This window comes from Endozoicomonas gorgoniicola (assembly GCF_025562715.2).
GTDB classification, from domain to species: domain Bacteria; phylum Pseudomonadota; class Gammaproteobacteria; order Pseudomonadales; family Endozoicomonadaceae; genus Endozoicomonas_A; species Endozoicomonas_A gorgoniicola.
Window position 1 is genome coordinate 2,573,188 of the sequence record NZ_JAPFCC010000001.1, and the last position, 24,597, is coordinate 2,597,784.

The following is a 24,597-nucleotide window of genomic DNA, read 5'->3' on the forward strand; positions in this document are numbered from 1 at the left end:
ATGGCATCAATACACCCCATCCTTGCCGATGTCAGTGCCGGTATTTCTGAGCTGAAAAAGAACCCCATGGGGGTCATCAAAGAAGCTAATGGTGAAACTGTCGCTATCCTGAATCGTAATGAACCGGTGTTCTACGCCGTTCCCGCTAAAGTCTATGAAGCCATGATGGATGCTCTGGACGACTTGGAGCTGTCTGCCATCGTTGAAGAACGTAAAAATGACGAACGGGTTCGGGTAAATATTGATGAGCTATGAGCTGGACTTTTCCAAAAAAGCTTTAAAAGAATGGAAAAAATTAAATTCCACTATTCAGGAGCAGTTTAAAAACAAGCTTCGGGAACGCCTGACTACTCCCAGAGTCCCAAAAGACAAACTCTCAGGCCAACCGGATTGCTATAAAATCAAGCTGAGAAATTCAGGCTACAGGCTTGTTTATCAAGTTCAGGATGACATTGTTGTGGTTTTTGTCATCAGCGTAGGCAAGCGGGAACGAAGTGAAGCCTACAGGAATGCTCATAAACGACTGAATTAAAGGCTATCCTCCTAACTTATTCAACACTGCTTCCAGCTCATCTAAAAGGGTCTTTCTGACGGTTGCCGGGTCACTCTCTGCCGCCAGCAAGTCAGCTAAACGGTCAGGGAGCGCAAGCAGCCCGTCCCTGACCATTTTTCCTGCTTTAAACGCATCACTTCTGACTTGTGCGGCATCGGTCAACTGACCGTTTTTCTGTTCATACTCCAGCTTCGCCATCTTCGCCCGAAACGCTTCCCGCATGGTTCGGGCAGTGACGAAATCGACTGTCCCATTCTGTTCCGGCGTCAATGGTTGGGATTTGTCAGGCCGAACCAAAGCCACCGGATCAGCATGAGCTTTCATGGACTGAATCGCCTGTTCAGAATCCACCTTACCGTTCTTCAGCTTAACGATCCCTTTCTTGATCAGCTTGGTGACATAGCCACGGGTAAAGCCTTGCTGTCTGGCAAATTCCGCTTGAGAGAGTAATGCCATGGGCTGTCATCCTGAACGCCTGTTCAATGTTTGCTGATTATTTCTCGCAAGTCTGACGCCAGCCCCCTATATAGCTCACTCGAACCCTGATAAACACAAAATGAATGGGATGTACTTATGTACGAAATAGCCACGTTGAATGATGCCGTACGACAATCACTGGTCAGTTTGGAGGTAAAAAAACAGCCTTGCCCTGATCCAGTGCCGGTACGAAATCATGATGACTGCCCACCTGCAGCACACCATTGAGGACAAAGTCGGTTTGCTGAAAGCGGTTGCTGAATTTAACCACTTCAATGAGGAGAACGACCCCTATGGAGAGCATAATTTCTTCCGCTTCAAATTTGAAGAGGAATGGATCATCGCCAGGTTTGATTATTACGCCCCGGATATGGAACACGGCTCGGAGGACGCCACGGATTTAAGCAAAACCGTCCGGGTGCTGACCATTATGCTGGCTATCGATTATTAACAACGGAGACTAAAAAGATGAATAATGAAGCTCAACTGATTACCCACTACTATTTCTGCGCCGGTGTGCTGAAACAATTAAGCGACCAGACCCGTACACCTGCTGAACTGTTTGGTGATGGCGAACTGGAACTGATTCAGAACCTTTGTCGTTACAGCCAAATCATCAGCGAGGTCGAACATTCTAAAAATGATACGGAAGGCTTTCCCGGTGTTTTTGATTATGAATTCTCTGAAAGGCTGGCGGCTCAACTCTGGATTGCATTATGTGAACAGAATCCGAAATTTGAGCCCTGGGATTTTCCCGATGAAGACCAGTTCCGAACGCTGGTTGAACGACTGATTGATGAGTGGCTGCATCAATGCTTTCCCAGAACGTTGACTATTCAGCAATGGCTGGAAAGGCAGTAACAGCGTACTCGCCAGGGATGGCAAAATGTATACCTGTTTCGCCATTTTAAAACCGGTTTTTTCTTCAGAAGATCAACCGCTTAATGCCAAAGTGTATACCGTTGTATACCTCGTTTTCAGGTCTGTCACTAACCCAACTCTGCGCCCATTCGTACCCGCAAAGCACAGAAGGTCTCAGGAACCTTCGTTTTTCTCGCCTACATATTGAAACGAGGCGGTCAAACGCTCGTAAGAGTGTTTGGAGAGAATAGACGTCGCCGGTTTCGAGACCCGCCCGGGCTTGCGGGTCATTTTCCATTTCGGTGATTTATTCATGGCATGGATCAGCGGCGGTGAGGTGGTGACGGTGTTGATTTTGAACCCCTGCTTGCTGTACAGCTCACAAATATAACAGCGCAACTGAAAGCCCAAACCCAGCCCCTGATAATCCGGCAACACGACGGTTCGGTGCAGCCGTTTCAGTTTGGGGTTACTTGGATGAGGAAAATGCAGGATGCTGCACCAGCCAACCGGCTCGCCATTAATCTCGGCAATGTATTTATGAGCTGAACGGTTATGGACACTGCTCAGATAGTGAAACGGCCTGAATATTTCCCATTCGGATTGCTGCGCTTTGCGAACATCGACAATGATTTTGGGTCGTCGAAGACGCCTCCGTTTGAAGGTGTGACTGTTGCAGTCATACACCCAGTCCGGCTGTAACCATTCAATAATATCGTAGTGACAACTAACAGCGATAAACTGCTTATTCTCTTTGCGAATGTATTTCTGGATAGCGGCACTGCCGATCCTGGCAACATTGCGATCAACGACACTGGTAAACTCATCGTAGATAACCGGCTTGTCGGACTCCAGAATCAGCCTCGCCAGTTCCGCCCGCATTTTCTGACCATTGGACAACACCGCAAAGGGCTTCAACCAGTCCGGCGGTGAAGAGAAACCCACTTTGCTCAATGATTCCGTGATGTGCTTTGCGCTCAACCCTTCGCTGAAATCATCTACCACTGCCCGATCTGACCAGTCAAACCCGGTGAACAGTTCATAGTCGCTGAACACCTGTTTGGCGATGGTCGTTTTCCCGGAGCCACTGGCACCGACAATCAGGCCGATATTCCACGGTTTGTCCTCAATGGGAATATCAACATCAAATTCTTTCTTTACCGTATCGAAGTTGATATCAAACATCCCCTTCACCTTCTCGGTTCTGAAAGAAGGCTTTATCCTGGACTCCACTACAAACTTTGCACTCGGCATTTGTATCCCCTCCCGGTCAGTTCGTCGTAGATGGCCTGCTGATGGTCTTCGCTGTCACACTCCACGATAATATTGAAGATTTCAGAGTACTGTTCTTCCGGCTTTTCCTGCTCATCCGGTTGTGGCGGTTCATCGTAAAGGGAGACCAGAAAATCATCCCTGAACCCCAACACCTCCAGATCAAAGTCCTCAGCCTGCAGGGCTTCGACTTCCAGCGACAGCTTATCCATATCCCAGCTGGAATTAAGGGCAATGGCATTATCCGCAATCACATAGGCTTTCTTTTGAGCGTCTGACAAACCCGCCAGAATGATGCAGGGAACGGTTTTCAGCTCAAGTTTTTTCGCCGCCATTAAACGGCCATGACCGGCAATAATGCCGTTATCCTCATCAATCAACACCGGATTGGTGAACCCGAACTCCCTGATGGAAGAACAAATCTGGATCACCTGTTCATCGTCGTGAACCCGGGAATTGTTCACATAGGGGATCAGGTCACCGACTTTCTTGTCCACCAGCTTGTATTTTTTCGCTGTCATCCTGTTTATCTCCTGACCTTATCCACCACCTTTTCAATCCCCCGGCTGGCGATGTAACCGCCAATACCCAGCTGAACAATAGAAAACAGTTTCAGCTCCACCGCTTCAGACAAATCCGGTGCTGACCAGCCCAGCCAGCGGGCAACAATCAACCCGGTAAATACCAGCATGACAATAGGACGCCATGACCGCTGCAACCAGCTATCGCCCTGTGCTTCTGCTTTGATGACTCCGGCACGTTCTGCCAGCTCATTCAGTTCACCGCTGACAATCATGCTGGCCAGCTCCTGTTTCGCCTGATCCTGCCTGGCTTTGTCGGGAAGCACCCGGTCAATCAGGGTGCCTAACAGTGGAATCGCTGTTGCCCAGCTCATGACAGTTCCTCCAGCCAGTCTTCCACACTGAAAACCGGGCAGGATTTATAGGGGTTGAAAAACGAATGCCCCACCACCTTTGCAGACGGATACCGCAGTTGCAGGGACTTCACCAGCATTTCCAGACTGAGCATCTGTTCCTGGGTGAAATTGTCTTCCGGCAGGTTGTCCTGGCTTAACCCACCCACCAGACAAATGCCTATGCTGTCATGATTGTGGCCTCTGACATGTGCGCCGATGACGTCCTGCGAGCGACCCGGCTGCACCAAGCCACTGCGTTCAATCACCCAGTGGTAGCCAATATCGCCCCAGTGTCGTTCGACCACATGCCAGTGCCTTATATCTTCGACAGTACAGTCCTGATCTTCCCGGGTCGCTGAACAGTGAATCACAATAAAATTCGTCGCCGTCCTTGGCTTCATCACTCACTCCTTCAGTAAATAAGCCCCAACGCCCACCAGCGAAGTCACCAGAATCCAGCCGAACCGTTCAATATGGGCAATGATGATGCCCCGGGAGCTGCTTTGCAGTTCCAGGGCACGAATGCGAGTTTCCATATCGTTCAGACGTGAATCCAGCTGATTCATGCCTTCAGTTTGATGAGCAATGCGTTCTTCGATACGGGCAAGTTGGGAGACGGCTTCACTTAACTTGTCGAGCTTTACATCAATCCGATCCAGTCTGTCGGAGATGTCTTGCATAAGCGGCCTATGGTGGGGAATAAGGGCTATTTCGGGCAATAAAAAAGCCCCACATCGGTTAAGAGTGAGGCTTTGGTGATTGTGGGAAATGATGGCTTATTTTGTAATCGTTGGCAAGAGCTTGGTGTTTTTAATGATATAAGTCAGGCTTTCCTTACTTTACTTAAAAATATTTTAAATTTTTGAGTATTATAGTGTCCTGTTCTGTGAAAGGCGGGTTTTGAGCATTATGTGTACTGGTACGTATACTAAAAGTTAGTTGTACAACAAGTCACCTAACCAATAGAAAACACTTGCTCTATGACATCGCTGGAGTTTGGAACCGTATAATCAGAAAACTAACCTTTTTTAATTTGTAAAAGTAAATATGAAGTTATTACCTCTCGCTGTTTGCGCAACTATATTGATTTCCTCACACGCTTCAGCCTTCGAAAGTGATGGCTCACTAGGTCAAATTACGGTCAATCAATGTATAAAAATGACTATTGAGGCTACAAAAGATTTTAGCGGGAAAAGTGAATCTGAAATACTTACAGATCTAACCTTTGAACCGTCTGTTTATCGTGGAGTTGTAAAAGTCAAAACCAGAAGTAGGCGGTTTAATAAGGTTTGGAATACTGATTACTGTGCAGTTCACGGCGGAACAATAACAAGAAGTTCTTCATTTTCGGAAATTGAAAAATTCCGAGATACTGGAAAATCATATTGATTTAACTGTTGTATAGAGGCAATTATGAGTATTGTAAAATGCAAACTTAATGATCTTTTAGAAATTTTATCAAACAACCGGGACTTATCACCATCTCAGGTAGAACCATTGTTAAATGATTTATCTCTCAGAAGTTTAGTAGACAGTAACTGCTCATATTCCATTGGCAAGAACCGTTTCCTGATAGCCTGATGCCTTCAGGATGAGATGCCCCAGCTGCGGAATCAGATTGGTTCCAGTCAGCCTGTCCCTGAGATAGTTGGCAAAGGACACCCCGTGTTGTTTACAGGTCTTTTTCAAACTGGCAAAGGTGTCGCGGCATTTCCTCCCAAGTTTACTCCGGGTACCACCGCTAACCTTTCGCCGTTTCACATACTCTCTGATCTGCCTCTCGCTCAGGTTGTTGTGCAGTGGCAGCCACGGATACTCAAGAACCAATAACAGCTCTTCCCTGACAACCATCAGTTTGCCCAACTCAGCCTGCAAGGCAGGGTAGTCAACCCGCTGTGTTACCCAACGATCAAACTCCTGGTAGAGCTTCTGTTTCTCCTTGTCCGTTGGTTTTTTCTGGTAGGCCTCAATGTCGTCGTAGAGGCACCAGTACTGATCCTGCACGGTGTCACGGGCGGCTCGTTCCAGGTCATTGGCCGGTATCAGCTTGTCCATGTTTCTTCCCGCATGGTACCAACACAGCGAATGCTGAAAGGCTGTATCAAACTGCCGGGCTCCATCGCTATGGATAATCAGGTTCTCAAGGCGATGATTGAGCATCAATGCGGCCTTTAAAACACCCTCTGTCGCCCAGCGCCTTTGTTGCGGGGCAGCACAACCAATGCTGTTAAGGAAGCTCTCCCACTCTTCTTCTGTTGAGAAACGCTTCTCGCCGCATTCGGATAGCGCAGTGATCCACTTCTTCGACACATCAACCTGATTCTCCATGTAGTCAATGGCAACGTCGTTGAGAAGATAAAGCCGCTGCTGCCCTTGCAGACAGCCCAGGAAATTAATCCTGCTCTTACTGTCGCTGCTATGGAAGTAGGAAAAATAAGGGTTGCCGATAAACAGGCAGTAGCCGTTTTTTCCTTGGTGGCGAGCACCTGTGTCGTCGGCCTGGAGATAATCAGAGCAAGTCAGCCCTGCTTCCAGCAATTCTTCTTTTTCCTGGTGGAAAATATCATGGCCTTTCGTCAGGATGTTGCTCAGGGAACCTTCTGATATTGAGCATCCATGGTCGTGCAGCCAAGATAGCAGTAGTGGCTGTGTCGTACTGCATGAATGATAAAAATCCAGCAGATGGGCTTTCAGGTTGTCGCCAAAACGGTCTTTCACATGATCAGGTAGCGGGGCTGACACCCCGCCTTCCGGAGTTGTGTAATACTCACGCCTGTAGCGAGTAGTGACAAAACGCAAGTCCAGCTCAGTATGGAAAAAGTCGATATAGCACTTGAAGCGCCAGTTCTCACCGGGAGCAGCGATTGAACAGATTTCCTCTCGGTCAACAGTCATTGGTGGTGCAGCGGTTTCACCGGCTTCTTGTGATCGTGGTCGTTTACTTTTCGGCGGACGATCAGTGTCACTTTTCCCGGCAGCCTGATCAGTGTCTTCCGCAGAAGAGCTGTCTTCCTGATCATCGCCCTTGTCCGAGACATTAGGCCTGATTTTAGGCTTGCCCTTGTGCTTCTTCAGGTGGCGAATTTCTGCTCGAAGCTGTTCGTTCTCTTCGACCAGCTGTTCGATCTGAACGCGCTGCCTTTCAATTTGCACAGATTGCTTCTCGACCGTGTCGAGAAGGTTTTTGACGAATGAACGCAACTGTTCATTGTCTGTACTGGAGAATAGTGAGTCAGGCAGGTGCATACGGTGAAATATACGAAAGATCAGGATAACTTTCTTTGACCTGTAGAGGTTGATTTGCCAGTCAATTTTGAGCAGTTACAGTAGACATTCCCAAAGAGCAACGACGTGACGTGAGAGATGCTTTATCAGTAATATTAGTATCTAACTCTATAATGCCTGGTGAATACCCAAAAATTGACAGTCTGTTAGATGCGCTTGATATGGAGTAAGTGCACCTCCGCCCAGCGTGCCTTCGGCACGCGGCTTAAGCAGCTTGGATCAACAGCAGTAAAAGGAAACAAGAATGAATAAAAAACTGTATGACATTTATTCCAAATACTGGAATGAATTATTTAAAAACCTTGATCATAAGAATAATTTTGCCAACCCTTTTTTAATCGATATTGATTCACAAAAACTAGATAAAGCCGACCTAAAAATCATGATTTTTGGCCAGGAAACAAAGGGATGGGGAGAAGAACAAGGCATTCATAAATCTATAGAAAAAGGAATGACTCAATATAATAATTTTTTCATTAAAGAAAAATTTGGTTCTTCCCTGTTTTAAGTGGGTAGTTTTCAACGATGTACGCCAGTGGGGTACAAGTCCAAGCCTCCAAGATGAAAGTAGATCGCTGTCTTATATCTTTCACGGTTTCGAAAGCCACAAGCCCGATTCTTCAAACTCTGAATCTTGCTGTTCACTCCCTCTGCTCGACCGTTATTAGCCTCAAGGACAATAGCGTTGATGATACCCCACAAGTGCTCTTTGACCGTTCTGGCAACTTCTTTTATGGGCTCAAGCCGACATCTCTGCGCCCAGCATAGCCACCTCTTCCAGGCCTTGATTGCCCAAGCTCTGGACTTGTAATTCCATAAGCTCATTGCCATTTGCCGGATGGCCCAGGCGCGAGCTGTTTTAAGTGTCGAGTTTCTCAGTGGTTCGAAGTTATCCCACTGCTCTTCAGACATGTTTTCAGGGTTAGTCAGCCAGTCGTAGCGAGTCCCCTTAAGCAGCTCTACACCTTGGTTTACAAGGGCTTTGTTCTCTTCTATCCGAACCTTGTTGACAGCTTTACCCAGAGACTGAGCAACGTGAAACTTATCAAATGCAATCTTCTGATCTGCGTCTGGAACATTCTCACTGACTGACTTGATGTAAGCCTTGGACATGTCCATCGTCACGCATTCGATCCCCTCTTTATGGTCATAGGGCAGTGTGTCAAAGTACTCGTTGAGACTGTCACTTTTACGGTCATCAGAAACGTGAATAACAACGCCTTGGTCGTGGTCAGTGACCACTGTGACGTATTCATGATGCTTTTGAAATGAGGTTTCATCAACAGCGATTCGTTTTGGTGGCTTAGCATCACGACGAGCCAGTCCTCTCTTCACTGCACGCTGCTGAATACCGTCTATGGCATTCCAACCAAGCTTCATTTGTCGTGCAACTGCCTTCGTAGTTGCCTCCTTTAGCCAGTCAATAACAAGGGCTTCAAACAGAGCTGTATATCGAGAGTCAGATTCAGCCCAGGGCACATTGATGGCTAACACCTTATGCTCAGGGCACTGGGTCCGTGGAACCCTGGCAACTAGAATAGTCTGAAACTGACAGGTATCCAGATGACGCCACTTCTGAGTGATGTGGTCGTAGCCAGAGCAGGGCTTATCGCAAACACTGCATTTGCAGGCCTTTTTACCATTGTGTTCAATGAATACCCGAACCTGTTGATCCTGTAATGACAATTCAACTTCAGAAACGAACCAAGGAGACTCAATACCCAGTATTTGAGAATAGAGTTGCTTATCACGCATCGGTGCATCCTTGCATTGAGTGCTTCAGAATATAATAAATCACCCACTCAAATTGAGGAAGAGCCAAAAATTTTATGGTGGTTATAATAAGAGTGCCTTTTGGAAAGCCTTTCGATATGTTCAAAAAGAGTTAAAAAAAATATATCCTGAAAAAGAAATAGCTTATATATGGAACAATATATCTAAAATAGGAAGAGCTGGTACAACAGGAGTATCTCCAGAGCTAAGAAGCATTGAGAGAAATTATTTTCCAGTCATACGTGATGAGGTTGAAATAATCAAGCCTGATATTGTCCTATTTTTCACCGGCCCAAACCGAGATCATGACATAAAATTCCATTTCCCAGATATGCGATTAGCTAATTCTGGTTCTTCCTTCACCACAAGGCAGCTAGCAAAAATATCATCTACTGATTTACCTGAAACCTCTATCAGAACATATCATCCAGCATACTATGGTGGTTTCACAAATGACTTAAAAAGAAATATGGTACAGCTGCTAACAAAAAATCCAGATAACTGCTTTCGGTGATATCTGATTTTAGCGTTAGACGAAGGGTAATTCCGTATACACTACAAAGCTGTAATTTGATATTAAGAAAATTTTTCAGGCATATACAATGATTAACCAGAATCAGATACTAAAAAACACTTACCAAGAATCATTACAGCAAATAATTGCTTTCACAGATAAGTTTAGTGATGAAAACTTACACGGCCCGCTTCTTATGGCTCCAAAGTCATACTATGATCAAAAAATAAAACTTATGATTATTGGTAACTGCTCATATTCCATTGGCAAGAACCGTTTCCTGATAGCCTGATGCCTTCAGGATGAGATGCCCCAGCTGCGGAATCAGATTGGTTCCAGTCAGCCTGTCCCTGAGATAGTTGGCAAAGGACACCCCGTGTTGTTTACAGGTCTTTTTCAAACTGGCAAAGGTGTCGCGGCATTTCCTCCCAAGTTTACTCCGGGTACCACCGCTAACCTTTCGCCGTTTCACATACTCTCTGATCTGCCTCTCGCTCAGGTTGTTGTGCAGTGGCAGCCACGGATACTCAAGAACCAATAACAGCTCTTCCCTGACAACCATCAGTTTGCCCAACTCAGCCTGCAAGGCAGGGTAGTCAACCCGCTGTGTTACCCAACGATCAAACTCCTGGTAGAGCTTCTGTTTCTCCTTGTCCGTTGGTTTTTTCTGGTAGGCCTCAATGTCGTCGTAGAGGCACCAGTACTGATCCTGCACGGTGTCACGGGCGGCTCGTTCCAGGTCATTGGCCGGTATCAGCTTGTCCATGTTTCTTCCCGCATGGTACCAACACAGCGAATGCTGAAAGGCTGTATCAAACTGCCGGGCTCCATCGCTATGGATAATCAGGTTCTCAAGGCGATGATTGAGCATCAATGCGGCCTTTAAAACACCCTCTGTCGCCCAGCGCCTTTGTTGCGGGGCAGCACAACCAATGCTGTTAAGGAAGCTCTCCCACTCTTCTTCTGTTGAGAAACGCTTCTCGCCGCATTCGGATAGCGCAGTGATCCACTTCTTCGACACATCAACCTGATTCTCCATGTAGTCAATGGCAACGTCGTTGAGAAGATAAAGCCGCTGCTGCCCTTGCAGACAGCCCAGGAAATTAATCCTGCTCTTACTGTCGCTGCTATGGAAGTAGGAAAAATAAGGGTTGCCGATAAACAGGCAGTAGCCGTTTTTTCCTTGGTGGCGAGCACCTGTGTCGTCGGCCTGGAGATAATCAGAGCAAGTCAGCCCTGCTTCCAGCAATTCTTCTTTTTCCTGGTGGAAAATATCATGGCCTTTCGTCAGGATGTTGCTCAGGGAACCTTCTGATATTGAGCATCCATGGTCGTGCAGCCAAGATAGCAGTAGTGGCTGTGTCGTACTGCATGAATGATAAAAATCCAGCAGATGGGCTTTCAGGTTGTCGCCAAAACGGTCTTTCACATGATCAGGTAGCGGGGCTGACACCCCGCCTTCCGGAGTTGTGTAATACTCACGCCTGTAGCGAGTAGTGACAAAACGCAAGTCCAGCTCAGTATGGAAAAAGTCGATATAGCACTTGAAGCGCCAGTTCTCACCGGGAGCAGCGATTGAACAGATTTCCTCTCGGTCAACAGTCATTGGTGGTGCAGCGGTTTCACCGGCTTCTTGTGATCGTGGTCGTTTACTTTTCGGCGGACGATCAGTGTCACTTTTCCCGGCAGCCTGATCAGTGTCTTCCGCAGAAGAGCTGTCTTCCTGATCATCGCCCTTGTCCGAGACATTAGGCCTGATTTTAGGCTTGCCCTTGTGCTTCTTCAGGTGGCGAATTTCTGCTCGAAGCTGTTCGTTCTCTTCGACCAGCTGTTCGATCTGAACGCGCTGCCTTTCAATTTGCACAGATTGCTTCTCGACCGTGTCGAGAAGGTTTTTGACGAATGAACGCAACTGTTCATTGTCTGTACTGGAGAATAGTGAGTCAGGCAGGTGCATACGGTGAAATATACGAAAGATCAGGATAACTTTCTTTGACCTGTAGAGGTTGATTTGCCAGTCAATTTTGAGCAGTTACGATTATTGGTCAAGAAACATATGGCTGGGAAGCCAAATACTCTGATCTGGATGCACAAATTGCCTGTTATGAAGACTTTAATGTTGGAGAAAATTATAGAAGTTCTCCTTTCTGGAATGTAACTAAGTAGTTATAAATTAGCTATCGAATATTTTTGACCGTCCGGTTACTAAAAATAGTTATTCCAATTCTACCGGCAGCGCTCAGTGTAGTGATTATACTCCAGCTATCACCAACAACACCTGCGTTACTGCTTCAACGAAAATGAAAACCGTTTTACCTATCACAGATGGGGCCATTAGAGAAACCCTGCAGATCGCCAGGAGTCATGGCCCAACACCCTATGTCAGAGAAAGAGCACACGCTGTACTGCTCAGCTCTCGTGGCTTTCCTATGGCTCAAATTGCCGATATCTTTGAGGTTCAGTACCAGACGGTATCACGCTGGCTTGATGACTGGGAGGATTATGGTATTCGAGGGCTATACAAAACACACGACGGAGGGAAGAAACCTATTTACAATTCTGAAGAAGAACTGCGCATTAAAGAACTGGTGGCTAAGGAACCCCGCCGTATATCATATGTCCAATCCAAAATCGAAGAGGAAACAGGCAAATCCGCATCAAAGACGACAATAGGTAGAATAATAAAAAAGCTGGGGATGGTTTACAAAAGACTCCGTAAATCATGCAAGCATAAAAGAGATGAGGAGCAGTTTCAGCGTAGTAAGGCAGCATTGAAAGATGCTCAAGAAGCTGAAGATAAAGGTTTAATTAATTTGTTCTATTTTGACGAGTCAGGGTTTAGTCAGGAGCCTTGCGTACCTTATGGCTGGCAGGAGAAAGGCAAACAGCTCCGTATACCTTCAGTAAAAAGTAAAAGAATCAATGTTCTGGGGTTTATGAACCGTTCCTGTGAACTGTTTTATTACCCTGTAATTGGATCAGTTGATAGCAAGACAGTCATTGATATTTTCGACTATTTTGCCTATCAGATGACAGCTCCAGAGTACGGAGGAGATGATCGTTACACTGTGGTCATTATTGATAATGCCAGCATTCACACCAGTAAAGCGTTCCGAGCAAGAATTGATGACTGGATTCTTGAGAAAAAAATGATTGTTTTATTTCTCCCCACATACTCTCCCGAGCTCAACCTGATTGAGATTCTATGGGATAAGGCTAAATATGAATGGATCGATATATTATCAATTGTGAATTTCAGAGGCTTTGAGAAAGAGGTAAAGCGAGTTTTTGATGGGGTCGGTCAGGAATATATGATTTCGTATGCATGACTACTTAGAAAGATTGAAAGGGTAATAGGTATTGAACCCCACTCATGTGCCTGGTCAAACATTAATCGCTTTGATCAAAATGGCGGTGCGCCAAAGGGAGATGTATTAAATGAAATTCCAAAATTTGATTCATTACTCCATGCAGAAATACAAACAATCAAGCCAGATATATGTTTGTTCTATACAAATCACAAATATGATAACCGTTTAAAAAATCTATTTGACAATATATCTTTTCAAGATATTGATGGATTGTCAGAAAAGCATTTTTGCAGGTTATCACACAAATATCTCCCTAAACTAACCTATCGAACTCCTCACCCAAAGACAATGCGAATGAAGAAGTGGGAAGAAGAATTCATAAATTTTATTACAAGTGAAACCAGAGAAGTTTTTGCCTAAACCGGATAAGAGCTGGCTTCTCTCCAGCTCTCCCCATCCTTATACATACCATGCAAACACCCCATGCTCACCCAATTACCCACTGCCACCCTCACTACTCAGATCATACCCCCCCCCGAAACCTCCCAATAACTTCAGCCACCGAAGCCAAACAGTTCTGATCAAAATAGGTATCACACAACTGCCAATAGAGCTGGTGCCATGGCTCAAAATCACGCTTCCAGTTTTGCCGGATAATTTTGCATCGATTAATAATCAGGCTGACGGGATACAGGTGTCTTTCGCTGATGATATAGCTCCTGTAGTCCATGACACTGTATGCCACCACGTCTTTGATTTTTTGCCGAGTGGAATTCCGATACTGTCTCTCACTCTCACCCAACCGCCGGTCAACATCCTCATCCAACCACCGAAAAAACCGGTTCTGTTCCGGCAAAAACTCCTGCGTCCTCGGCCCATACGCCCACTTTGCCCATGACCGGAACGGTTCTTCCAGACCTTCCACAGCGGCAATCACAATCCCCGCCTCCACCGTATGACAGATACGGCTGTCGTTACTCTGCTTACGGGTGTTGCCTGAAGAACGAAAACTCACCGGATTAATCTCAAACCCTTTGCTGGTCAGGTTGGTGGCATAAGCGTCGTGTATCGCCTGTCGTGCGGATAGAAATTTCATGCGCTCTGGCTCCCGTAGCGTGCGATGAGCACAGCGTCGGCTCGTCCATTATCTTTTTTCCTCAACACGTCAGCTGACGGATACAGGTCTAACACCCTGCCCCGGCTGGCGTCCTTGTCTGCCCGTAGCAGTCCTGCTGCCCGTTTCCATTTTTGTGGTGATACATACGTCAGTGGCAACCCCATCACACTGACGGCAGCCTCAACCGCCCCTACCGATCTGCCAAAGCTGAACATGCTCACCACGCCTTGCCCCGGCCTGGCGCCTACCTGTTCCAGATAAACCATATCGATTTCGTGCCTGGAGTGAATGCCAAGGATTTGCTTCAGGCCATGACCGCTGACTTTCTTTTTTCTGCCGTCGGGAATCACCGGCATATCTTCCAGGCGGATAATGGATTGGTCACTGCTGTTCAGAATCGCTATGGCTCCGGTCAATCCGGGGTCTATCCCAATAATCACATTCATTATTTTCTTCCCTGAATTTTTCTCTGGACTCTTCTCTAAAACTGCTTTTCTTCAAAGCCCTTTTTGTCTTCGTGCTTCCCTCCCCTCATCCCGCCCTCCCTTTCTTAAGAAAGGAAGGGAGGAGGTGAGGAGTCGGCTAAAGGCACCCAATTTTGCTTTTATCCCAAAAAAACAAGGGGTTATGAGGTCAGTTGAGGAAATCCAAAAATTATCGTCCTCAACCTCTATGGGTTTGAGGCTTTTTTAAGCCCCGGTAACAGCCTGTTGCCCTTTTTCTGAAACCGAAACAAACGGTTCCTGTATATCCAGAAAACCCCGGTCAACCAGCGCATTAAAAGTGCGCCCCCAGTTTTTTTAGGTCATGACTCCGGCATCGATACAGGCTTTTCTCAAGCCCCTGACTTCGATATGGGCTCCCGTCGGATCACGCCCGTCCCTCGCCAGCGTATCTCTCGCTTCCTTGACCAGCCGGTTCAGTGTTTTGATGATGCAGACCTGTTTGTCGCCAAGGTGTATTTCACCCTGTTTTTTACCGGCTTCTATGGATTTCACTAAACCCGCTGCCTGCTTATCGAAATAGGTCAGCACACAGCTGACCTGTTGCTCGCCGTCTTCATCAGCAAACGGCAATTTGACCGATTCAAACAAAAAGCTCATCGGCTCTGGCTCGTCCGCATCTTTCATCTTTTTGGCGGTTATGGTCAGTTCGTCGTCTGATTTCACCACAGCGTACTCGGCATCCAGCGCACCTTTTAACGCACTATTACCCCTTGCCCGGTCTTTGTTGCCCAGCCCGGTATGATGGACAATCAACACGAAGCAGGCGTATTTCTGCCGTAACAGCTGGTCGATATGATTGATAAAGAGGTTCATCTCTTTGGTGGCGTTCTCATCACCGGCACCAAAATTTCTCGCCAGGGTATCAATAACAATCAGGGAAGGAATCACGCCGCCGGTTTCTTCTATGATCTGCTCGATGCTGTCACTCACTATTCGAGCATTAGCCAGGTCAGTAAAAGAGGCCGAGCACTGACTAACATACAGAGGCGCAGTACGAAGGTTGTAACCATTCACTTGCTGCCAGGCCATTAAACGACGGGAAAGCCCGTTAAAACCTTCCCCGGCAATGTAAAAAACTGACCCCGGTCGTTTAACTGCCTGACCATGCCACTCGCTGCCCGTTGCCACGCAGCAGGCCAGGTCAATCGCCGCAAAGGATTTGCCACAGCCCGGCTCCCCGAACATCAGTGATAAACTGTCCATTTCCAGAAAGCCTTTCACCAGCCAGTTAATCGGTTTGGCGGCCTGAATCAACTCCCTGACATGACTGAAGGCAAAAGCTGGCCTGATGTCCGGGTCAGGGACAACAGCAATGCCGGTGTCGGGATGATTGTTCAAATGAGTTCGGACAATGCTGGCAATGGTTGTGTTCAATTCGGTGGGTAGCAGGGGTGGATGGTTGTCAGCGTTCCACTGATCCAGAATCGCCTTGATCTCCTGCAACGAGTAGCCCTGCCTGATCAGTTGCCCCGCCATGCTCGCTGCGGCGTTGTTGCGCCCTTCCCCTTCCGATAAATTGCCGCCGTCGTGCGGTAGTGAGTACTGATTCGCTGAAAAACCGAGGTTACCCAGTGCTTGCTGTTCCTGATGACTGCCATTGAACCCGTTGATGATGGCGATATCATTCGGGGTCAGACAGGGCAGATCATTCACATCATTAATGTTCAGGTAGTCATCGGTTTCCCACTGGTACACGGTGCCGTCAGAATGTGTGCTGCCGGGAGCCACCACATACCCACCCTCACCCCGTACATCGATCTTGTTTTTCTTAACCGCATTACGAATGACAAAGTCCGGGTTTGCCCGGTAATAGAAATGCTTCCCCTGGCTGGTGACCACTCGCAAAGGGGTTCGTGTCATGTCATGGCTGTTTTCAATGAAAGTGACCGCTTCCTGACTGTCGGCATCAACGACAATGATCTTATAACCGGTGACGATGGCCCAGTTAGTGTGTGGCCACTGATTCGTCCATTGCTCAATCTGCTCATCCGTCGGGGCTTGCTGTTGAAAGTCTTTCCAGCGCACTCTGGGGGATTTCGGCCAATCAGTTTTTGCCTTGTCCGGATCGCCACTGCAGCGCCCATCAATAAACCACTGGGGCGGAAGTTCAAAAGGCGATCCAAGAGGAATCAGCGACAGCCCGGCTTCGTTCAGTTGCCAGACATCGACCGTAGTGTCGGGTAGCTCGTCCATATCACTGCTACCTGTTATTCATTGGTTTTCAGAAGGTGGTCGTCGTCTGATTTGTCCGTGATTTTAAGCATGTCCGGCGTCCAGTACGGAACCAGCGTTGACCATAACAGCCGCTTCATTTTGGAAATGCTTTTTCAGCAGCGAACGAAGCCCTCACTGAAATCATTCTCGACTACAACGACCAGTTGTTTAACCGGCTCGACAAGTCCGAGAACCTGAAAGCCTACCCTTCCCTGAAAATTCCGTCGGTGTTTCGAATGGGCAACCTGCTCGTTAATACCTGTAACGGGAAAGCTTCTGTCTCCACCGTTCCGGAACTCAGCGAGTCCCTGAAACCACTCGAACCCTGATACCACAACCACCAACAGCAAAAGGATATTGCCATGACCGAAAGCAAGGGCGCTTGGCCATTTTGATCTTGTTATCGTCGATGAATGCCACCTGATCAATCATGAGCATTCGGAAACCATGTACTCACGGCTCCTGAATGATCTCAGGCAGATCAATCCGGCATTAAAAATCATTGGCTTTACTGCCACCCCATACCGGATGAAACAGGGGCTGTTAACCGAAGGCGACAACCCTTTGTTCCACAGCATTGCTTACGAAACCGATATCCAGCAATTAATTGACCATGGCTACCTGTCGCCCCTACGCTCAAAAGGCGGTAAAGAGAAAATAGAGCTGCAAGGCGTTCGTACCCGTCGAGGTGACTTTTTAGCCAGCGATATGGAACAGGCAGTGCAGAAAAACGATGTCACCGAAAAGGCTGTGGCTGAAATTATCGACTATGGCAGGGATCGAAGAGCCTGGCTGATTTTCTGTGTCTCGGTGGCACATGCGGAACAAACCCGGTCATTGCTTGTGGAAGCCGGTATCACTGCTGAAAGCATTACCGGCCGCACTCCCAAACCGCAACGGGAGAACATACTGGCGGACTATAAAGCGGGAAAAATAACCGCCCTTACCAGCCAGAGCGTTCTGACCACCGGCTTTGATGCTCCACACACCGACCTGATTGCACTGTTGAGAGCGACCAAGTCACCGGGTTTATATGTGCAAATTCTGGGGCGGGGCTTGCGAATCAGCCCGGACACAGAAAAAGCCGACCCTCTGGTATTGGATTATGGTGGCAATGTTGAACGACATGGCCCCATTGACCGGATCAGTACCGACAGCATTAAGTCAGGCAAAAGTTCCGGTGACGCTCCGGTTAAAGAATGCCCCGAGTGCTTTGAGTTGATGCTTGCTGGCCTGCGGACTTGCCCTGCCTGCCAGTACGAATTTCCAGCCAAAGATAAACACGACAGTCACGCCTCGAATGGGGCTCTGCTGAACAGCCAGGTCGAACCGGAATGGCTGGACGTGGATGAGCTGTTTTACGACATCCATGAAAAGTTTGGCAAACCGCCCTCATTGCAGGTCACTTATCGCTGCGGGTTTGAAACCGTACGTGAATGGGTTTGTTTTGAGCATGGTGGCTATGCCCGACAGAAAGCGGTGATGTAGTGGCTCAACCGTTTTACAGAAAAGACAGTCCCGGAAAAAACCGCCGAAGCGTACCACCGCATAGACAGCCAGAAAGATATGCGTGAACCCTGCCGGATCAAGGTCATTCAGGACGGCAAATGGCACCGAATCAAAGGCTATGACTTCACCGCTAAACCCGGCACACCCAGCGAATACAACGACGACACCAGTCAACGACCAAAACAGACACCGATGCTACCTGCGGAGTCTGATGTATTTGACGCCAGCTTCGACTTTTAACAACAAGTATAAGGAGAGAGTAATGAATACTGAACTGATGCTGTTTGCCCGTTATGAGAAGCCTTATGTACGGCTGGAAGATGTTTGTGAAGAGCTGTTTAACCTCTGCGAACGAAAAGCCAAAGAAGCCGCAGCCGCACAAAAGCTGCCAGTGCCGGTACTTCGCATGACTGAAAGCAGGAAATCCCCCATGATGATCAAGCTGTCTGATCTGGCGGATTATCTGGATTCACGGCATGACGAGTACACAAAAGTGTGGGAGAAAATCAAGGGAGCTGGATAAAGTACAACTCACCAGCTATACCTGACCCAAAAGTACTTTTATTAAAACGAACAAACATGAAAAGCATTGCAATCGCTATCATTCTCACGGTTTTCAGCCTCGGAGAAAAAGCAAGTGCGATTCCCCCTGAAGAACTATTGCAGCAACTCTTGCAGTCTACAAAAGAGGAGCGACAACGCATACTTCAGGAGTTGGAATTTACACCTGAAGAACAGGAGAAATTATTACCACTTTTGCAATTACAAGCCGAATCATTACAGGAACTTCAGGAGTTTCAACAACAATTAGACAACGTGCGAGCAGAACAGGCTCAGGTACAGCAGGAACTACAAGAACTTGAAAATGAGCGACTGAACCAATTTCTTGATTGTCAGCCGCAAGCAGATCAGTTTTCAGAATAAATTACTTATTCTCCTTTGAACATTGCCTTCTCCCGGCGACCTTTCGGCTCATTGACAGACCAGAATTCAGCTTCCATTTCCTTGCAGCGACTCCATAGGTCTGGTGGGGTTTTATGGATCAAATGGGTGTAGCGTCGCAGGTTATCCCATGTCTTATGCCCGCTTCTGATTGCTACTTCCGGAATACTCATTTTCTGTTCAAACAGCCGGGAGATGCCATCATGCTGGAACGAGTGAAAGCGCAACTCTGGAAAAGCCCCTTAAACGATTAACCCGAAGAACTATCTGCTTTTCTCGCTCAGAGGAACTGCACGACAAGGTGATTGGCGAGTTCATCTCACGGATGTGGTATCAACCTGTTTGAAACGTGACCTAAAAACGCACAGTCATTTGACTATGCGTTTTTTTCTGGTTCGGAACTGGTCTGAGCGAACTTCGCACGGAACGCTTTAGGCGTAAGCTGCTTGTATTTTAAGAACAGCCGATTGAAGTTCGAAAGGTTGTTGAATCCAGAAAGCTCCGCAATCAGGGATACCAGTTTGTCGGTTTGAACCAACAACGAGCAGCCTTTACCCAACCTTACCTGCGTGATGTAGTGATTCACGCTTTGCCCCATCATCTTCTTAAAAAAACGACCCAGGGTGCTTTCGCTCATCCCGACGAGGGAAGCCAGTTCTGAAATGGACAGGGGCTCGGTGTATTTGTCATGGATCGCTTCGAGTAACTGATTCAGTAATCTTTGCTGCCGCTTGTCAGAGTCTTGCCGATTCAACATCTGATTCACGGAGATGGCTTGAAAGTCAGGCGTGTTACTCAGTTTATCAAGAATACTCAACATCACAGTGAGCCTTTGCATTGATGTTGCCGCATCTAGTTCTTCAAACAGAGGCAATAATTTTTGTGCCAGGCGCTTGGAAAAATGCATGCCTCGATGTGCGTCTTGCAACAGTCGCCTGAAGGCTTGGCATTCAGGAAACAGTCGAGTGACTTCATCTATCCATTCTTTGTCAAACCATAGTACATACACTTTTTGTTCTTTGTCTGGATCTAAACTCGCTCGTGAGTGCCAGGAATGAGGAATATTCGGCCCTAGCAGCACCAAATCGAAATCATCGTATTCAGAGATGGTATCGCCAATATAGCGCTCACCCCTACTGTTTAAGGTTAAGGTCAGCTCATATTCAGGATGGAAGTGCCACTCAAAAGGAATCCCATCTAAATGCCGAATCAGCAGTTGCCAAGAGTTGTCCTGGTTGTATGGAACTTTTTCGTATTGCGCTTTCATGTGTAATACAAATCTGTCTCTATGGGAGATTTTCACTGACTTTAAAGTATCAGTATTTGCTGTTTTTGTATCACTTTATTGGATTAATTATTGTCAGAATGTGAACAATTAGGCGTGCTCAACGTCTGTTAAACCAATGATAATCAGCCCTACAGGAGCCAGTCACTATGAAAAACAAATATGGATTCGGCGACAACGCACCCGGTAATAACACTGTTTCCAACATCAATTCCGCACAACTAAAAGACATCAAGAAAACCCTGCCTTTGAAAAAGTTAACGCAAGAGCAGTTCGACTTTTGGCAGCACAATGGCTACTTGGTGATTCGTCAAATTATCTCTCAGGAAGCGGTAAAACGTTCACAGGACTTCTTGTGGGAGTTTCAGGAAATGGATCCGAATGATTCGAAAACCTGGTATCAAGCTCAGCGTCGTGACCACGCTATGGTCGAATTGAATAACTCAGGCATGGTGGAATGCTACAACAACCAAGTGCTGTGGGATAACCGTCAGAACCCAGATGTATATAACGCTTTTGTTGATATTTGGGATCAGGAAAACTTATGGGTCACTATCGACCGCGCAAACCTGAATCCGCCAAACAAATCAGGACGAAAGTTCAGTGGCTTTGTGCATTGGGATGCGGATTCCTCGCTCGATCCATTACCAGTAAACGTCCAAGGTGTACTGGCACTCTCAGATACTGATGAAGAAACGGGGGGCTTCCAATGTGTGCCAGAGCTATATCGTCAATTAGAAGAGTGGCGTAAAACGCAGCCTGCTGACCGTGACCCGTATGTACCAGACCTAACCGGTTTCGAAGTGGAATTTATTTCTATGAAAGCAGGGGACTTGTTGATCTTTAATAGCTTGCTTCCTCATGGAATTCGACCAAATCAATCTGATAAGGTGCGCATGGCGCAATATATCTCTATGGTACCGGCTGAGGAAGATAACCAATCAATCCGCGACTGGCGCATTAGTTCCTGGCAAGATCGCCTTCCACCGCAGGGATTTGCTTTCCCGGGTGATCCCCGCAATTGGGAGCAAACTAAATACCCACAAGCGAAATTAACGCCGCTTGGGGAAAGACTGCTTGGTTTAGAAAGTTATTAGTCAAAGGGGTGATTTGTGTCTGGCGGGGTCAGATAAGCATTAAAAAGCCGAAGCAGGCGAACCGCTTCGGCTTTCATCGAGTGTGCCGAGCATGTTGCACAGTTTGGGGGTGAAAGTATGGTGGGCTCCATTTTTCGAGCCTCGTCAGTAAAATCTGTGTAAAGAGGTACCGGATTGTGTTTATGATGGGTTGTGGCATGATTCACTCAAAACTAGCCCGAGAGGCAGTGTTGAAAAAAATCGCAAAGAAAGCCGGGTTGATTTTTTACTATCGAGGTAATTGCTCGCTTTGCCATGTGCAGGCAAGAACAATCTCACTCCTGAGCATGGAGTACGGCTTTGAACTGATACCCATTTCAACGGACGGTCATCCTATACCGGAGTTGCCAAACAGCCTCGGCTTCGAGCATGCCACCGAACTGTTACAGTGACCTCCTCCCCCTTCTTTAAAGGTGATACGCTCTTCAATATCAGGATTGGTTTCAATGCCCACAACAGTACCTCAGAATAATCACTGCACGGTTTCCTGAAGCGGAAAAGCTTCATTCAACCATTTGATGAAATTACGCTTGAACCGAAATTCTTCCCGCATCCGATCAAGCTCTTTTGCCATATTTGATTGATGTTCAGAAGACCTGGAGAGTTCTGCCATCTCCTGTAATAAAGCGATAGCCTGCCGGTAACTATTATTATTGGTCTGGTTCACATAATGTCCTGCCATCTGCACATAGAGGGTTGAAGCTCTCTGAACATCCTGTGCGAGCATGGTTGCCAGTTTCTTCAGATAAGAAACATCAAATTCATAATTCCGGGACAGTTGCCAAGCCTCATCCGTATCACTGTCAGCCAGATAAATACTCATCAATGTGCCCGATAAATGCTGCTTACCAAACACACTCTTACCGGGCAGCTGCTGTTTTAACCAGTCAACACTTATCGCCTTCCAGTCTTTTTTGCTCTGAGCCTGCCCGGCAATCGTTATCAGGGACTGATAATTGGCAAAGGAAGGTATGGCCTGAAACTGCTGCCACTGAGCTTCCAGCGCATCACTGACCTTTCCTGTTTTCAGCAATAGCTTTTGCTTCACTTCATGAATATCTGCATCATCGGCGTATTTCTGCTTTGCAGCCTTCTCGATGAAAGACCTGGCTTCATCAAACTGCTCCAGTTCAATGCTCCATTCTGCCAGTTGCAGGAAATCACGAAAATGCCTCGCTACTTTCTGGTTAAGCCAGATCAGGGTAGCGGTGTCGTTATGAGCGCTTGCTTCATGCTCCAATACTCGCTGGAGCGCCTTATACTCTCTGATGACATCCCAGTCCTCTGTTTCCAGTGGCGGGAGCTGATCCCATCGGGACTGGACTTTCTCATGAAACACCTCGATACAACGAGGGCTTACAACCTTGATATAGTCTTCAGGAATATCACCATAAAGGTTGTAATCATCATTGATCATCAGCTTGATAAGGTGATCAGCCTTTTCTCCATCAGACCAGTCCAGAGCTTCAAACGCATCAAGGTATAACTGGCGAATCAGGTTGATGGATTCATAGCGGAAACCGCCGGAATCATCGACAGAGTCCTGAGTGTTCACAATGCGCTCAAGTGCGTATTCCAGTAACTCTATCTGGTCTGTCGGTGGCAGATAGTCGATGGATTCGGCCAACAACTCCAGAGAATGTTCAACATTGGCAAAATAAGCCCGCACCTCGCTGAAGGAATAACAAAACTGGTTGTGGGGGATAGCAGCCGTTATTCGTTTGCGTACTGTTGCCTTATCCATACCTCCCAGCCTATTTTCAGCACGAATCAGCCATTCATGTCGCAACTGTCGGTTACTATCGATCAGATCCAGTAAATCAGAGATTAACTGTTCTTTGTTTTGTTGGCGGAGGAAAGTTTCAATCAGAGCGATGGGCCTGACCGGTTTATCTGGCGTTTCCGGCTCACAAAGCTGATCTCGCAGCACCATGGCCGCTGCCACACAGTGCTTGCAAAAATAAACACCATCAGATGCCGGACAATCGCAGCTCCCCTGCAAACCATCCTGGTTATAAACAAGCTGCACGACATAGGCTTCTCCGCCCTGAACATCCGCAGTGACATGACCGCCCCGAATGCTCAGTTCTTCCACGGCTCCCCGGTGGTAATAATCTTCGCCGCGTTCGAAAGAACGCTCTCCCGCAAGGTCAAGGAGCAGTGCATCGGTAATCTCAGGTTTGTCCATAATAAGTACAACTATTTCTACTCAAGGTATTGTTCATGCCCATAGATATAGTCGAACCAGTGTAGGTTTTCCTTATAAACCCGCTGTCAGCATAAGAATCACTGTAGCCTCTGCCCACCTTGAATACTCAGCCTTGTGGTTATGCCGTTTCATTATCCGCCACAGAGATAAGGTCTGCACCGTCAAAGGTATCGCCCTCAATCACTGGAAACAGGTAACAGTAAGCCACACGCCAGCGTCCTGTTTCCGTCCTGATTGACACAGACTTCTGGTTGATGCGTTCAATAACACCGGATCGCTCCTGATTTTCCTTGTCATAAAAACCAATTTGCTGCCCGATGGAGAGGTCATTAGCGGTAATTGGCTTGTCGTTACCCGGCTGGCTCACGGATACATCAACCTCCCCAAGGTTGACCATATAATAAGGAATACGCCACCTGCGACCATCGTCAATTCGCTCAACATGAAGGAGAGAGCGACCGAACTTAGTCACCCTGGCTTCATATTCGCGGTTTTCTGTACCATCGAAGTACCGAATTACCTGGCCCAGTCTGATCTGCCTTTGAATAGCCACAATATGCTCTGGTCGCTCCATCTCCCGATCAATGGCACAGGACAGTCGATACAGGTCAAAGGCAGACGCATTACTTAATGTCTCAAGAATATCCCGATAATTCATTATCACCCCTAACAGCAGGCAAGTGTCGTTTGATTATAACAGGTTTGTTAGTATCCGGT

At 47.2% G+C, this 24,597-nt stretch carries 30 protein-coding genes and 2 pseudogenes; 16 read left to right on the plus strand and 16 right to left on the minus strand.

Annotated features, from left to right (window positions below):
* Together NX722_RS11780 and NX722_RS11785 are read left to right on the plus strand one after the other, a co-directional pair.
* Nucleotides 1-255, plus strand: a complete 255-nt coding sequence (locus NX722_RS11780; RefSeq protein WP_262568140.1) for a type II toxin-antitoxin system Phd/YefM family antitoxin — start codon at nt 1-3, stop codon at nt 253-255.
* Nucleotides 245-532, plus strand: a complete 288-nt coding sequence (locus tag NX722_RS11785) for a type II toxin-antitoxin system RelE family toxin (RefSeq protein ID WP_262568141.1) — start codon at nt 245-247, stop codon at nt 530-532. Before NX722_RS11780 ends, NX722_RS11785 begins: the two co-directional genes overlap by 11 nt.
* Nucleotides 533-535: 3 nt before the next feature.
* Here the strand turns inward: NX722_RS11785 and NX722_RS11790 are convergent, their stop codons facing one another.
* Nucleotides 536-1,009, minus strand: coding sequence for a hypothetical protein (locus NX722_RS11790; RefSeq protein WP_262568142.1), 474 nt, complete (start codon nt 1,007-1,009; stop codon nt 536-538).
* 217 nt (nt 1,010-1,226) lie between these two features.
* On the opposite strand from NX722_RS11790, the gene NX722_RS11795 reads away from it, so the two are divergent.
* Both NX722_RS11795 and NX722_RS11800 read left to right on the plus strand, forming a co-directional pair.
* Nucleotides 1,227-1,481 (plus strand): DUF3768 domain-containing protein, encoded by a 255-nt coding sequence (locus NX722_RS11795; protein ID WP_262568143.1) that lies wholly within the window; start codon nt 1,227-1,229, stop codon nt 1,479-1,481.
* Between the two features lie 17 nt (nt 1,482-1,498).
* Complete coding sequence (locus NX722_RS11800) at nt 1,499-1,891, plus strand: hypothetical protein (protein WP_262568144.1); 393 nt, start codon at nt 1,499-1,501, stop codon at nt 1,889-1,891.
* A 174-nt stretch (nt 1,892-2,065) separates the two neighbouring features.
* Here NX722_RS11800 and NX722_RS11805 read toward each other — a convergent pair whose 3' ends face one another.
* The 5 genes from NX722_RS11805 to NX722_RS11825 are packed head-to-tail and all read right to left on the minus strand — an operon-like array spanning nt 2,066 to nt 4,759.
* Complete coding sequence (locus NX722_RS11805) at nt 2,066-3,145, minus strand: GNAT family N-acetyltransferase (RefSeq protein WP_262568145.1); 1,080 nt, start codon at nt 3,143-3,145, stop codon at nt 2,066-2,068.
* Nucleotides 3,124-3,684: a ParB/Srx family N-terminal domain-containing protein gene (locus NX722_RS11810; RefSeq protein WP_262568146.1), complete on the minus strand. Its 561-nt coding sequence runs from the start codon at nt 3,682-3,684 to the stop codon at nt 3,124-3,126. Before NX722_RS11810 ends, NX722_RS11805 begins: the two co-directional genes overlap by 22 nt.
* A 5-nt stretch (nt 3,685-3,689) precedes the next feature.
* Nucleotides 3,690-4,058 carry a holin family protein gene (locus tag NX722_RS11815; protein WP_262568147.1) on the minus strand — a complete coding sequence of 123 codons (369 nt, stop codon included), beginning with the start codon at nt 4,056-4,058 and terminating at the stop codon, nt 3,690-3,692.
* A complete protein-coding gene (locus NX722_RS11820; RefSeq protein ID WP_262568148.1) occupies nt 4,055-4,480 on the minus strand; it encodes an N-acetylmuramoyl-L-alanine amidase in 426 nt (141 codons plus the stop codon). Before NX722_RS11820 ends, NX722_RS11815 begins: the two co-directional genes overlap by 4 nt.
* A gap of 3 nt (nt 4,481-4,483) precedes the next feature.
* Nucleotides 4,484-4,759 carry a hypothetical protein gene (locus NX722_RS11825; RefSeq protein ID WP_262568149.1) on the minus strand — a complete coding sequence of 92 codons (276 nt, stop codon included), beginning with the start codon at nt 4,757-4,759 and terminating at the stop codon, nt 4,484-4,486.
* Nucleotides 4,760-5,126: 367 nt separating this feature from the next.
* On the opposite strand from NX722_RS11825, the gene NX722_RS11830 reads away from it, so the two are divergent.
* Entirely contained in the window at nt 5,127-5,468 is a 342-nt protein-coding gene (locus NX722_RS11830) for a hypothetical protein (protein ID WP_262568150.1), read from the plus strand.
* A gap of 153 nt (nt 5,469-5,621) precedes the next feature.
* On the opposite strand, the gene NX722_RS11835 is transcribed toward NX722_RS11830, so the two are convergent.
* On the minus strand, nt 5,622-7,325 hold the full coding sequence (locus tag NX722_RS11835) for an IS66 family transposase (RefSeq protein WP_262563696.1): 1,704 nt from the start codon (nt 7,323-7,325) through the stop codon (nt 5,622-5,624).
* Between the two features lie 283 nt (nt 7,326-7,608).
* On the opposite strand from NX722_RS11835, the gene NX722_RS11840 reads away from it, so the two are divergent.
* Nucleotides 7,609-7,872 (plus strand): hypothetical protein, encoded by a 264-nt coding sequence (locus NX722_RS11840; protein WP_262568151.1) that lies wholly within the window; start codon nt 7,609-7,611, stop codon nt 7,870-7,872.
* An 11-nt stretch (nt 7,873-7,883) separates the two neighbouring features.
* On the opposite strand, the gene NX722_RS11845 is transcribed toward NX722_RS11840, so the two are convergent.
* Nucleotides 7,884-9,119 carry an ISL3 family transposase gene (locus tag NX722_RS11845; RefSeq protein ID WP_262563604.1) on the minus strand — a complete coding sequence of 412 codons (1,236 nt, stop codon included), beginning with the start codon at nt 9,117-9,119 and terminating at the stop codon, nt 7,884-7,886.
* 19 nt (nt 9,120-9,138) lie between these two features.
* Between NX722_RS11845 and NX722_RS11850 the strand changes: the two genes are divergently transcribed.
* On the plus strand, nt 9,139-9,651 hold the full coding sequence (locus tag NX722_RS11850; RefSeq protein WP_262568152.1) for a hypothetical protein: 513 nt from the start codon (nt 9,139-9,141) through the stop codon (nt 9,649-9,651).
* A 253-nt stretch (nt 9,652-9,904) separates the two neighbouring features.
* Here NX722_RS11850 and NX722_RS11855 read toward each other — a convergent pair whose 3' ends face one another.
* Nucleotides 9,905-11,608, minus strand: coding sequence for an IS66 family transposase (locus NX722_RS11855; protein WP_262563696.1), 1,704 nt, complete (start codon nt 11,606-11,608; stop codon nt 9,905-9,907).
* A 343-nt stretch (nt 11,609-11,951) separates the two neighbouring features.
* On the opposite strand from NX722_RS11855, the gene NX722_RS11860 reads away from it, so the two are divergent.
* Nucleotides 11,952-12,980, plus strand: a complete 1,029-nt coding sequence (locus NX722_RS11860; RefSeq protein WP_262563789.1) for an IS630 family transposase — start codon at nt 11,952-11,954, stop codon at nt 12,978-12,980.
* Between the two features lie 505 nt (nt 12,981-13,485).
* On the opposite strand, the gene NX722_RS11865 is transcribed toward NX722_RS11860, so the two are convergent.
* The 3 genes from NX722_RS11865 to NX722_RS11875 form a co-directional block, all read right to left on the minus strand.
* On the minus strand, nt 13,486-14,058 hold the full coding sequence (locus NX722_RS11865) for a hypothetical protein (protein WP_262568153.1): 573 nt from the start codon (nt 14,056-14,058) through the stop codon (nt 13,486-13,488).
* On the minus strand, nt 14,055-14,525 hold the full coding sequence (locus NX722_RS11870) for a RuvC family protein (RefSeq protein WP_262568154.1): 471 nt from the start codon (nt 14,523-14,525) through the stop codon (nt 14,055-14,057). Before NX722_RS11870 ends, NX722_RS11865 begins: the two co-directional genes overlap by 4 nt.
* Nucleotides 14,526-14,879: 354 nt before the next feature.
* On the minus strand, nt 14,880-16,778 hold the full coding sequence (locus tag NX722_RS11875; RefSeq protein ID WP_262568156.1) for an AAA family ATPase: 1,899 nt from the start codon (nt 16,776-16,778) through the stop codon (nt 14,880-14,882).
* Between the two features lie 417 nt (nt 16,779-17,195).
* On the opposite strand from NX722_RS11875, the pseudogene NX722_RS11880 reads away from it, so the two are divergent.
* The 5 genes and pseudogenes from NX722_RS11880 to NX722_RS11900 all read left to right on the plus strand — a co-directional run.
* Nucleotides 17,196-17,315, plus strand: a pseudogene (locus NX722_RS11880) (hypothetical protein); the annotation flags it as partial.
* Nucleotides 17,316-17,327: 12 nt separating this feature from the next.
* Nucleotides 17,328-18,287 (plus strand): DEAD/DEAH box helicase, encoded by a 960-nt coding sequence (locus NX722_RS11885; RefSeq protein WP_407648071.1) that lies wholly within the window; start codon nt 17,328-17,330, stop codon nt 18,285-18,287.
* Between the two features lie 78 nt (nt 18,288-18,365).
* A complete protein-coding gene (locus tag NX722_RS11890; RefSeq protein ID WP_262568157.1) occupies nt 18,366-18,548 on the plus strand; it encodes a hypothetical protein in 183 nt (60 codons plus the stop codon).
* Between the two features lie 22 nt (nt 18,549-18,570).
* Entirely contained in the window at nt 18,571-18,831 is a 261-nt protein-coding gene (locus tag NX722_RS11895) for a pyocin activator PrtN family protein (RefSeq protein WP_262568159.1), read from the plus strand.
* Nucleotides 18,804-19,232: a hypothetical protein gene (locus tag NX722_RS11900; RefSeq protein ID WP_265442353.1), complete on the plus strand. Its 429-nt coding sequence runs from the start codon at nt 18,804-18,806 to the stop codon at nt 19,230-19,232. The genes NX722_RS11895 and NX722_RS11900 overlap by 28 nt, the downstream gene beginning before the upstream one ends.
* Before the next feature lie 5 nt (nt 19,233-19,237).
* On the opposite strand, the gene NX722_RS11905 is transcribed toward NX722_RS11900, so the two are convergent.
* Nucleotides 19,238-19,477 carry a hypothetical protein gene (locus NX722_RS11905; protein ID WP_262568762.1) on the minus strand — a complete coding sequence of 80 codons (240 nt, stop codon included), beginning with the start codon at nt 19,475-19,477 and terminating at the stop codon, nt 19,238-19,240.
* Between NX722_RS11905 and NX722_RS11910 the strand changes: the two are divergent.
* Nucleotides 19,477-19,596, plus strand: a pseudogene (locus NX722_RS11910) (IS1 family transposase); the annotation flags it as partial. The gene NX722_RS11905 and the pseudogene NX722_RS11910 sit on opposite strands and share 1 nt — an antisense overlap.
* A gap of 30 nt (nt 19,597-19,626) precedes the next feature.
* Here the strand turns inward: NX722_RS11910 and NX722_RS11915 are convergent.
* Complete coding sequence (locus NX722_RS11915; RefSeq protein WP_262568161.1) at nt 19,627-20,517, minus strand: AraC family transcriptional regulator; 891 nt, start codon at nt 20,515-20,517, stop codon at nt 19,627-19,629.
* 167 nt (nt 20,518-20,684) lie between these two features.
* Between NX722_RS11915 and NX722_RS11920 the strand changes: the two genes are divergently transcribed.
* Both NX722_RS11920 and traF read left to right on the plus strand, forming a co-directional pair.
* Nucleotides 20,685-21,632: a phytanoyl-CoA dioxygenase family protein gene (locus NX722_RS11920; protein WP_262568162.1), complete on the plus strand. Its 948-nt coding sequence runs from the start codon at nt 20,685-20,687 to the stop codon at nt 21,630-21,632.
* A gap of 197 nt (nt 21,633-21,829) precedes the next feature.
* A complete protein-coding gene (gene traF, locus NX722_RS11925) occupies nt 21,830-22,063 on the plus strand; it encodes a conjugal transfer protein TraF (RefSeq protein WP_262568164.1) in 234 nt (77 codons plus the stop codon).
* 80 nt (nt 22,064-22,143) lie between these two features.
* Here traF and NX722_RS11930 read toward each other — a convergent pair whose 3' ends face one another.
* Complete coding sequence (locus NX722_RS11930; RefSeq protein ID WP_262568166.1) at nt 22,144-23,859, minus strand: SWIM zinc finger family protein; 1,716 nt, start codon at nt 23,857-23,859, stop codon at nt 22,144-22,146.
* Nucleotides 23,860-23,998: 139 nt separating this feature from the next.
* Complete coding sequence (locus tag NX722_RS11935) at nt 23,999-24,538, minus strand: hypothetical protein (protein ID WP_262568168.1); 540 nt, start codon at nt 24,536-24,538, stop codon at nt 23,999-24,001.
* Nucleotides 24,539-24,597 lie beyond the last annotated feature (59 nt).

Excerpts from the sequence above, each read along its gene's own strand:
- NX722_RS11920 (WP_262568162.1), top strand. The coding sequence starts at position 20,685 with ATGAAAAACAAATATGGATTCGGCGACAACGCACCCGGTAATAACACT.
- NX722_RS11895 (WP_262568159.1), top strand. The coding sequence starts at position 18,571 with ATGAATACTGAACTGATGCTGTTTGCCCGTTATGAGAAGCCTTATGTA.
- traF (WP_262568164.1), top strand. The coding sequence starts at position 21,830 with ATGATTCACTCAAAACTAGCCCGAGAGGCAGTGTTGAAAAAAATCGCA.
- NX722_RS11855 (WP_262563696.1), bottom strand. The coding sequence starts at position 11,608 with ATGCACCTGCCTGACTCACTATTCTCCAGTACAGACAATGAACAGTTG.
- NX722_RS11860 (WP_262563789.1), top strand. The coding sequence starts at position 11,952 with ATGAAAACCGTTTTACCTATCACAGATGGGGCCATTAGAGAAACCCTG.
- NX722_RS11835 (WP_262563696.1), bottom strand. The coding sequence starts at position 7,325 with ATGCACCTGCCTGACTCACTATTCTCCAGTACAGACAATGAACAGTTG.
- NX722_RS11825 (WP_262568149.1), bottom strand. The coding sequence starts at position 4,759 with ATGCAAGACATCTCCGACAGACTGGATCGGATTGATGTAAAGCTCGAC.
- NX722_RS11930 (WP_262568166.1), bottom strand. The coding sequence starts at position 23,859 with ATGGACAAACCTGAGATTACCGATGCACTGCTCCTTGACCTTGCGGGA.
- NX722_RS11820 (WP_262568148.1), bottom strand. The coding sequence starts at position 4,480 with ATGAAGCCAAGGACGGCGACGAATTTTATTGTGATTCACTGTTCAGCG.
- NX722_RS11785 (WP_262568141.1), top strand. The coding sequence starts at position 245 with ATGAGCTATGAGCTGGACTTTTCCAAAAAAGCTTTAAAAGAATGGAAA.
- NX722_RS11915 (WP_262568161.1), bottom strand. The coding sequence starts at position 20,517 with ATGAAAGCGCAATACGAAAAAGTTCCATACAACCAGGACAACTCTTGG.
- NX722_RS11805 (WP_262568145.1), bottom strand. The coding sequence starts at position 3,145 with ATGCCGAGTGCAAAGTTTGTAGTGGAGTCCAGGATAAAGCCTTCTTTC.
- NX722_RS11865 (WP_262568153.1), bottom strand. The coding sequence starts at position 14,058 with ATGAAATTTCTATCCGCACGACAGGCGATACACGACGCTTATGCCACC.
- NX722_RS11815 (WP_262568147.1), bottom strand. The coding sequence starts at position 4,058 with ATGAGCTGGGCAACAGCGATTCCACTGTTAGGCACCCTGATTGACCGG.
- NX722_RS11840 (WP_262568151.1), top strand. The coding sequence starts at position 7,609 with ATGAATAAAAAACTGTATGACATTTATTCCAAATACTGGAATGAATTA.
- NX722_RS11890 (WP_262568157.1), top strand. The coding sequence starts at position 18,366 with ATGCGTGAACCCTGCCGGATCAAGGTCATTCAGGACGGCAAATGGCAC.
- NX722_RS11830 (WP_262568150.1), top strand. The coding sequence starts at position 5,127 with ATGAAGTTATTACCTCTCGCTGTTTGCGCAACTATATTGATTTCCTCA.
- NX722_RS11780 (WP_262568140.1), top strand. The coding sequence starts at position 1 with ATGGCATCAATACACCCCATCCTTGCCGATGTCAGTGCCGGTATTTCT.
- NX722_RS11800 (WP_262568144.1), top strand. The coding sequence starts at position 1,499 with ATGAATAATGAAGCTCAACTGATTACCCACTACTATTTCTGCGCCGGT.
- NX722_RS11935 (WP_262568168.1), bottom strand. The coding sequence starts at position 24,538 with ATGAATTATCGGGATATTCTTGAGACATTAAGTAATGCGTCTGCCTTT.
- NX722_RS11870 (WP_262568154.1), bottom strand. The coding sequence starts at position 14,525 with ATGAATGTGATTATTGGGATAGACCCCGGATTGACCGGAGCCATAGCG.
- NX722_RS11875 (WP_262568156.1), bottom strand. The coding sequence starts at position 16,778 with ATGGACGAGCTACCCGACACTACGGTCGATGTCTGGCAACTGAACGAA.
- NX722_RS11885 (WP_407648071.1), top strand. The coding sequence starts at position 17,328 with ATGAAACAGGGGCTGTTAACCGAAGGCGACAACCCTTTGTTCCACAGC.
- NX722_RS11810 (WP_262568146.1), bottom strand. The coding sequence starts at position 3,684 with ATGACAGCGAAAAAATACAAGCTGGTGGACAAGAAAGTCGGTGACCTG.
- NX722_RS11845 (WP_262563604.1), bottom strand. The coding sequence starts at position 9,119 with ATGCGTGATAAGCAACTCTATTCTCAAATACTGGGTATTGAGTCTCCT.
- NX722_RS11795 (WP_262568143.1), top strand. The coding sequence starts at position 1,227 with ATGATGACTGCCCACCTGCAGCACACCATTGAGGACAAAGTCGGTTTG.
- NX722_RS11790 (WP_262568142.1), bottom strand. The coding sequence starts at position 1,009 with ATGGCATTACTCTCTCAAGCGGAATTTGCCAGACAGCAAGGCTTTACC.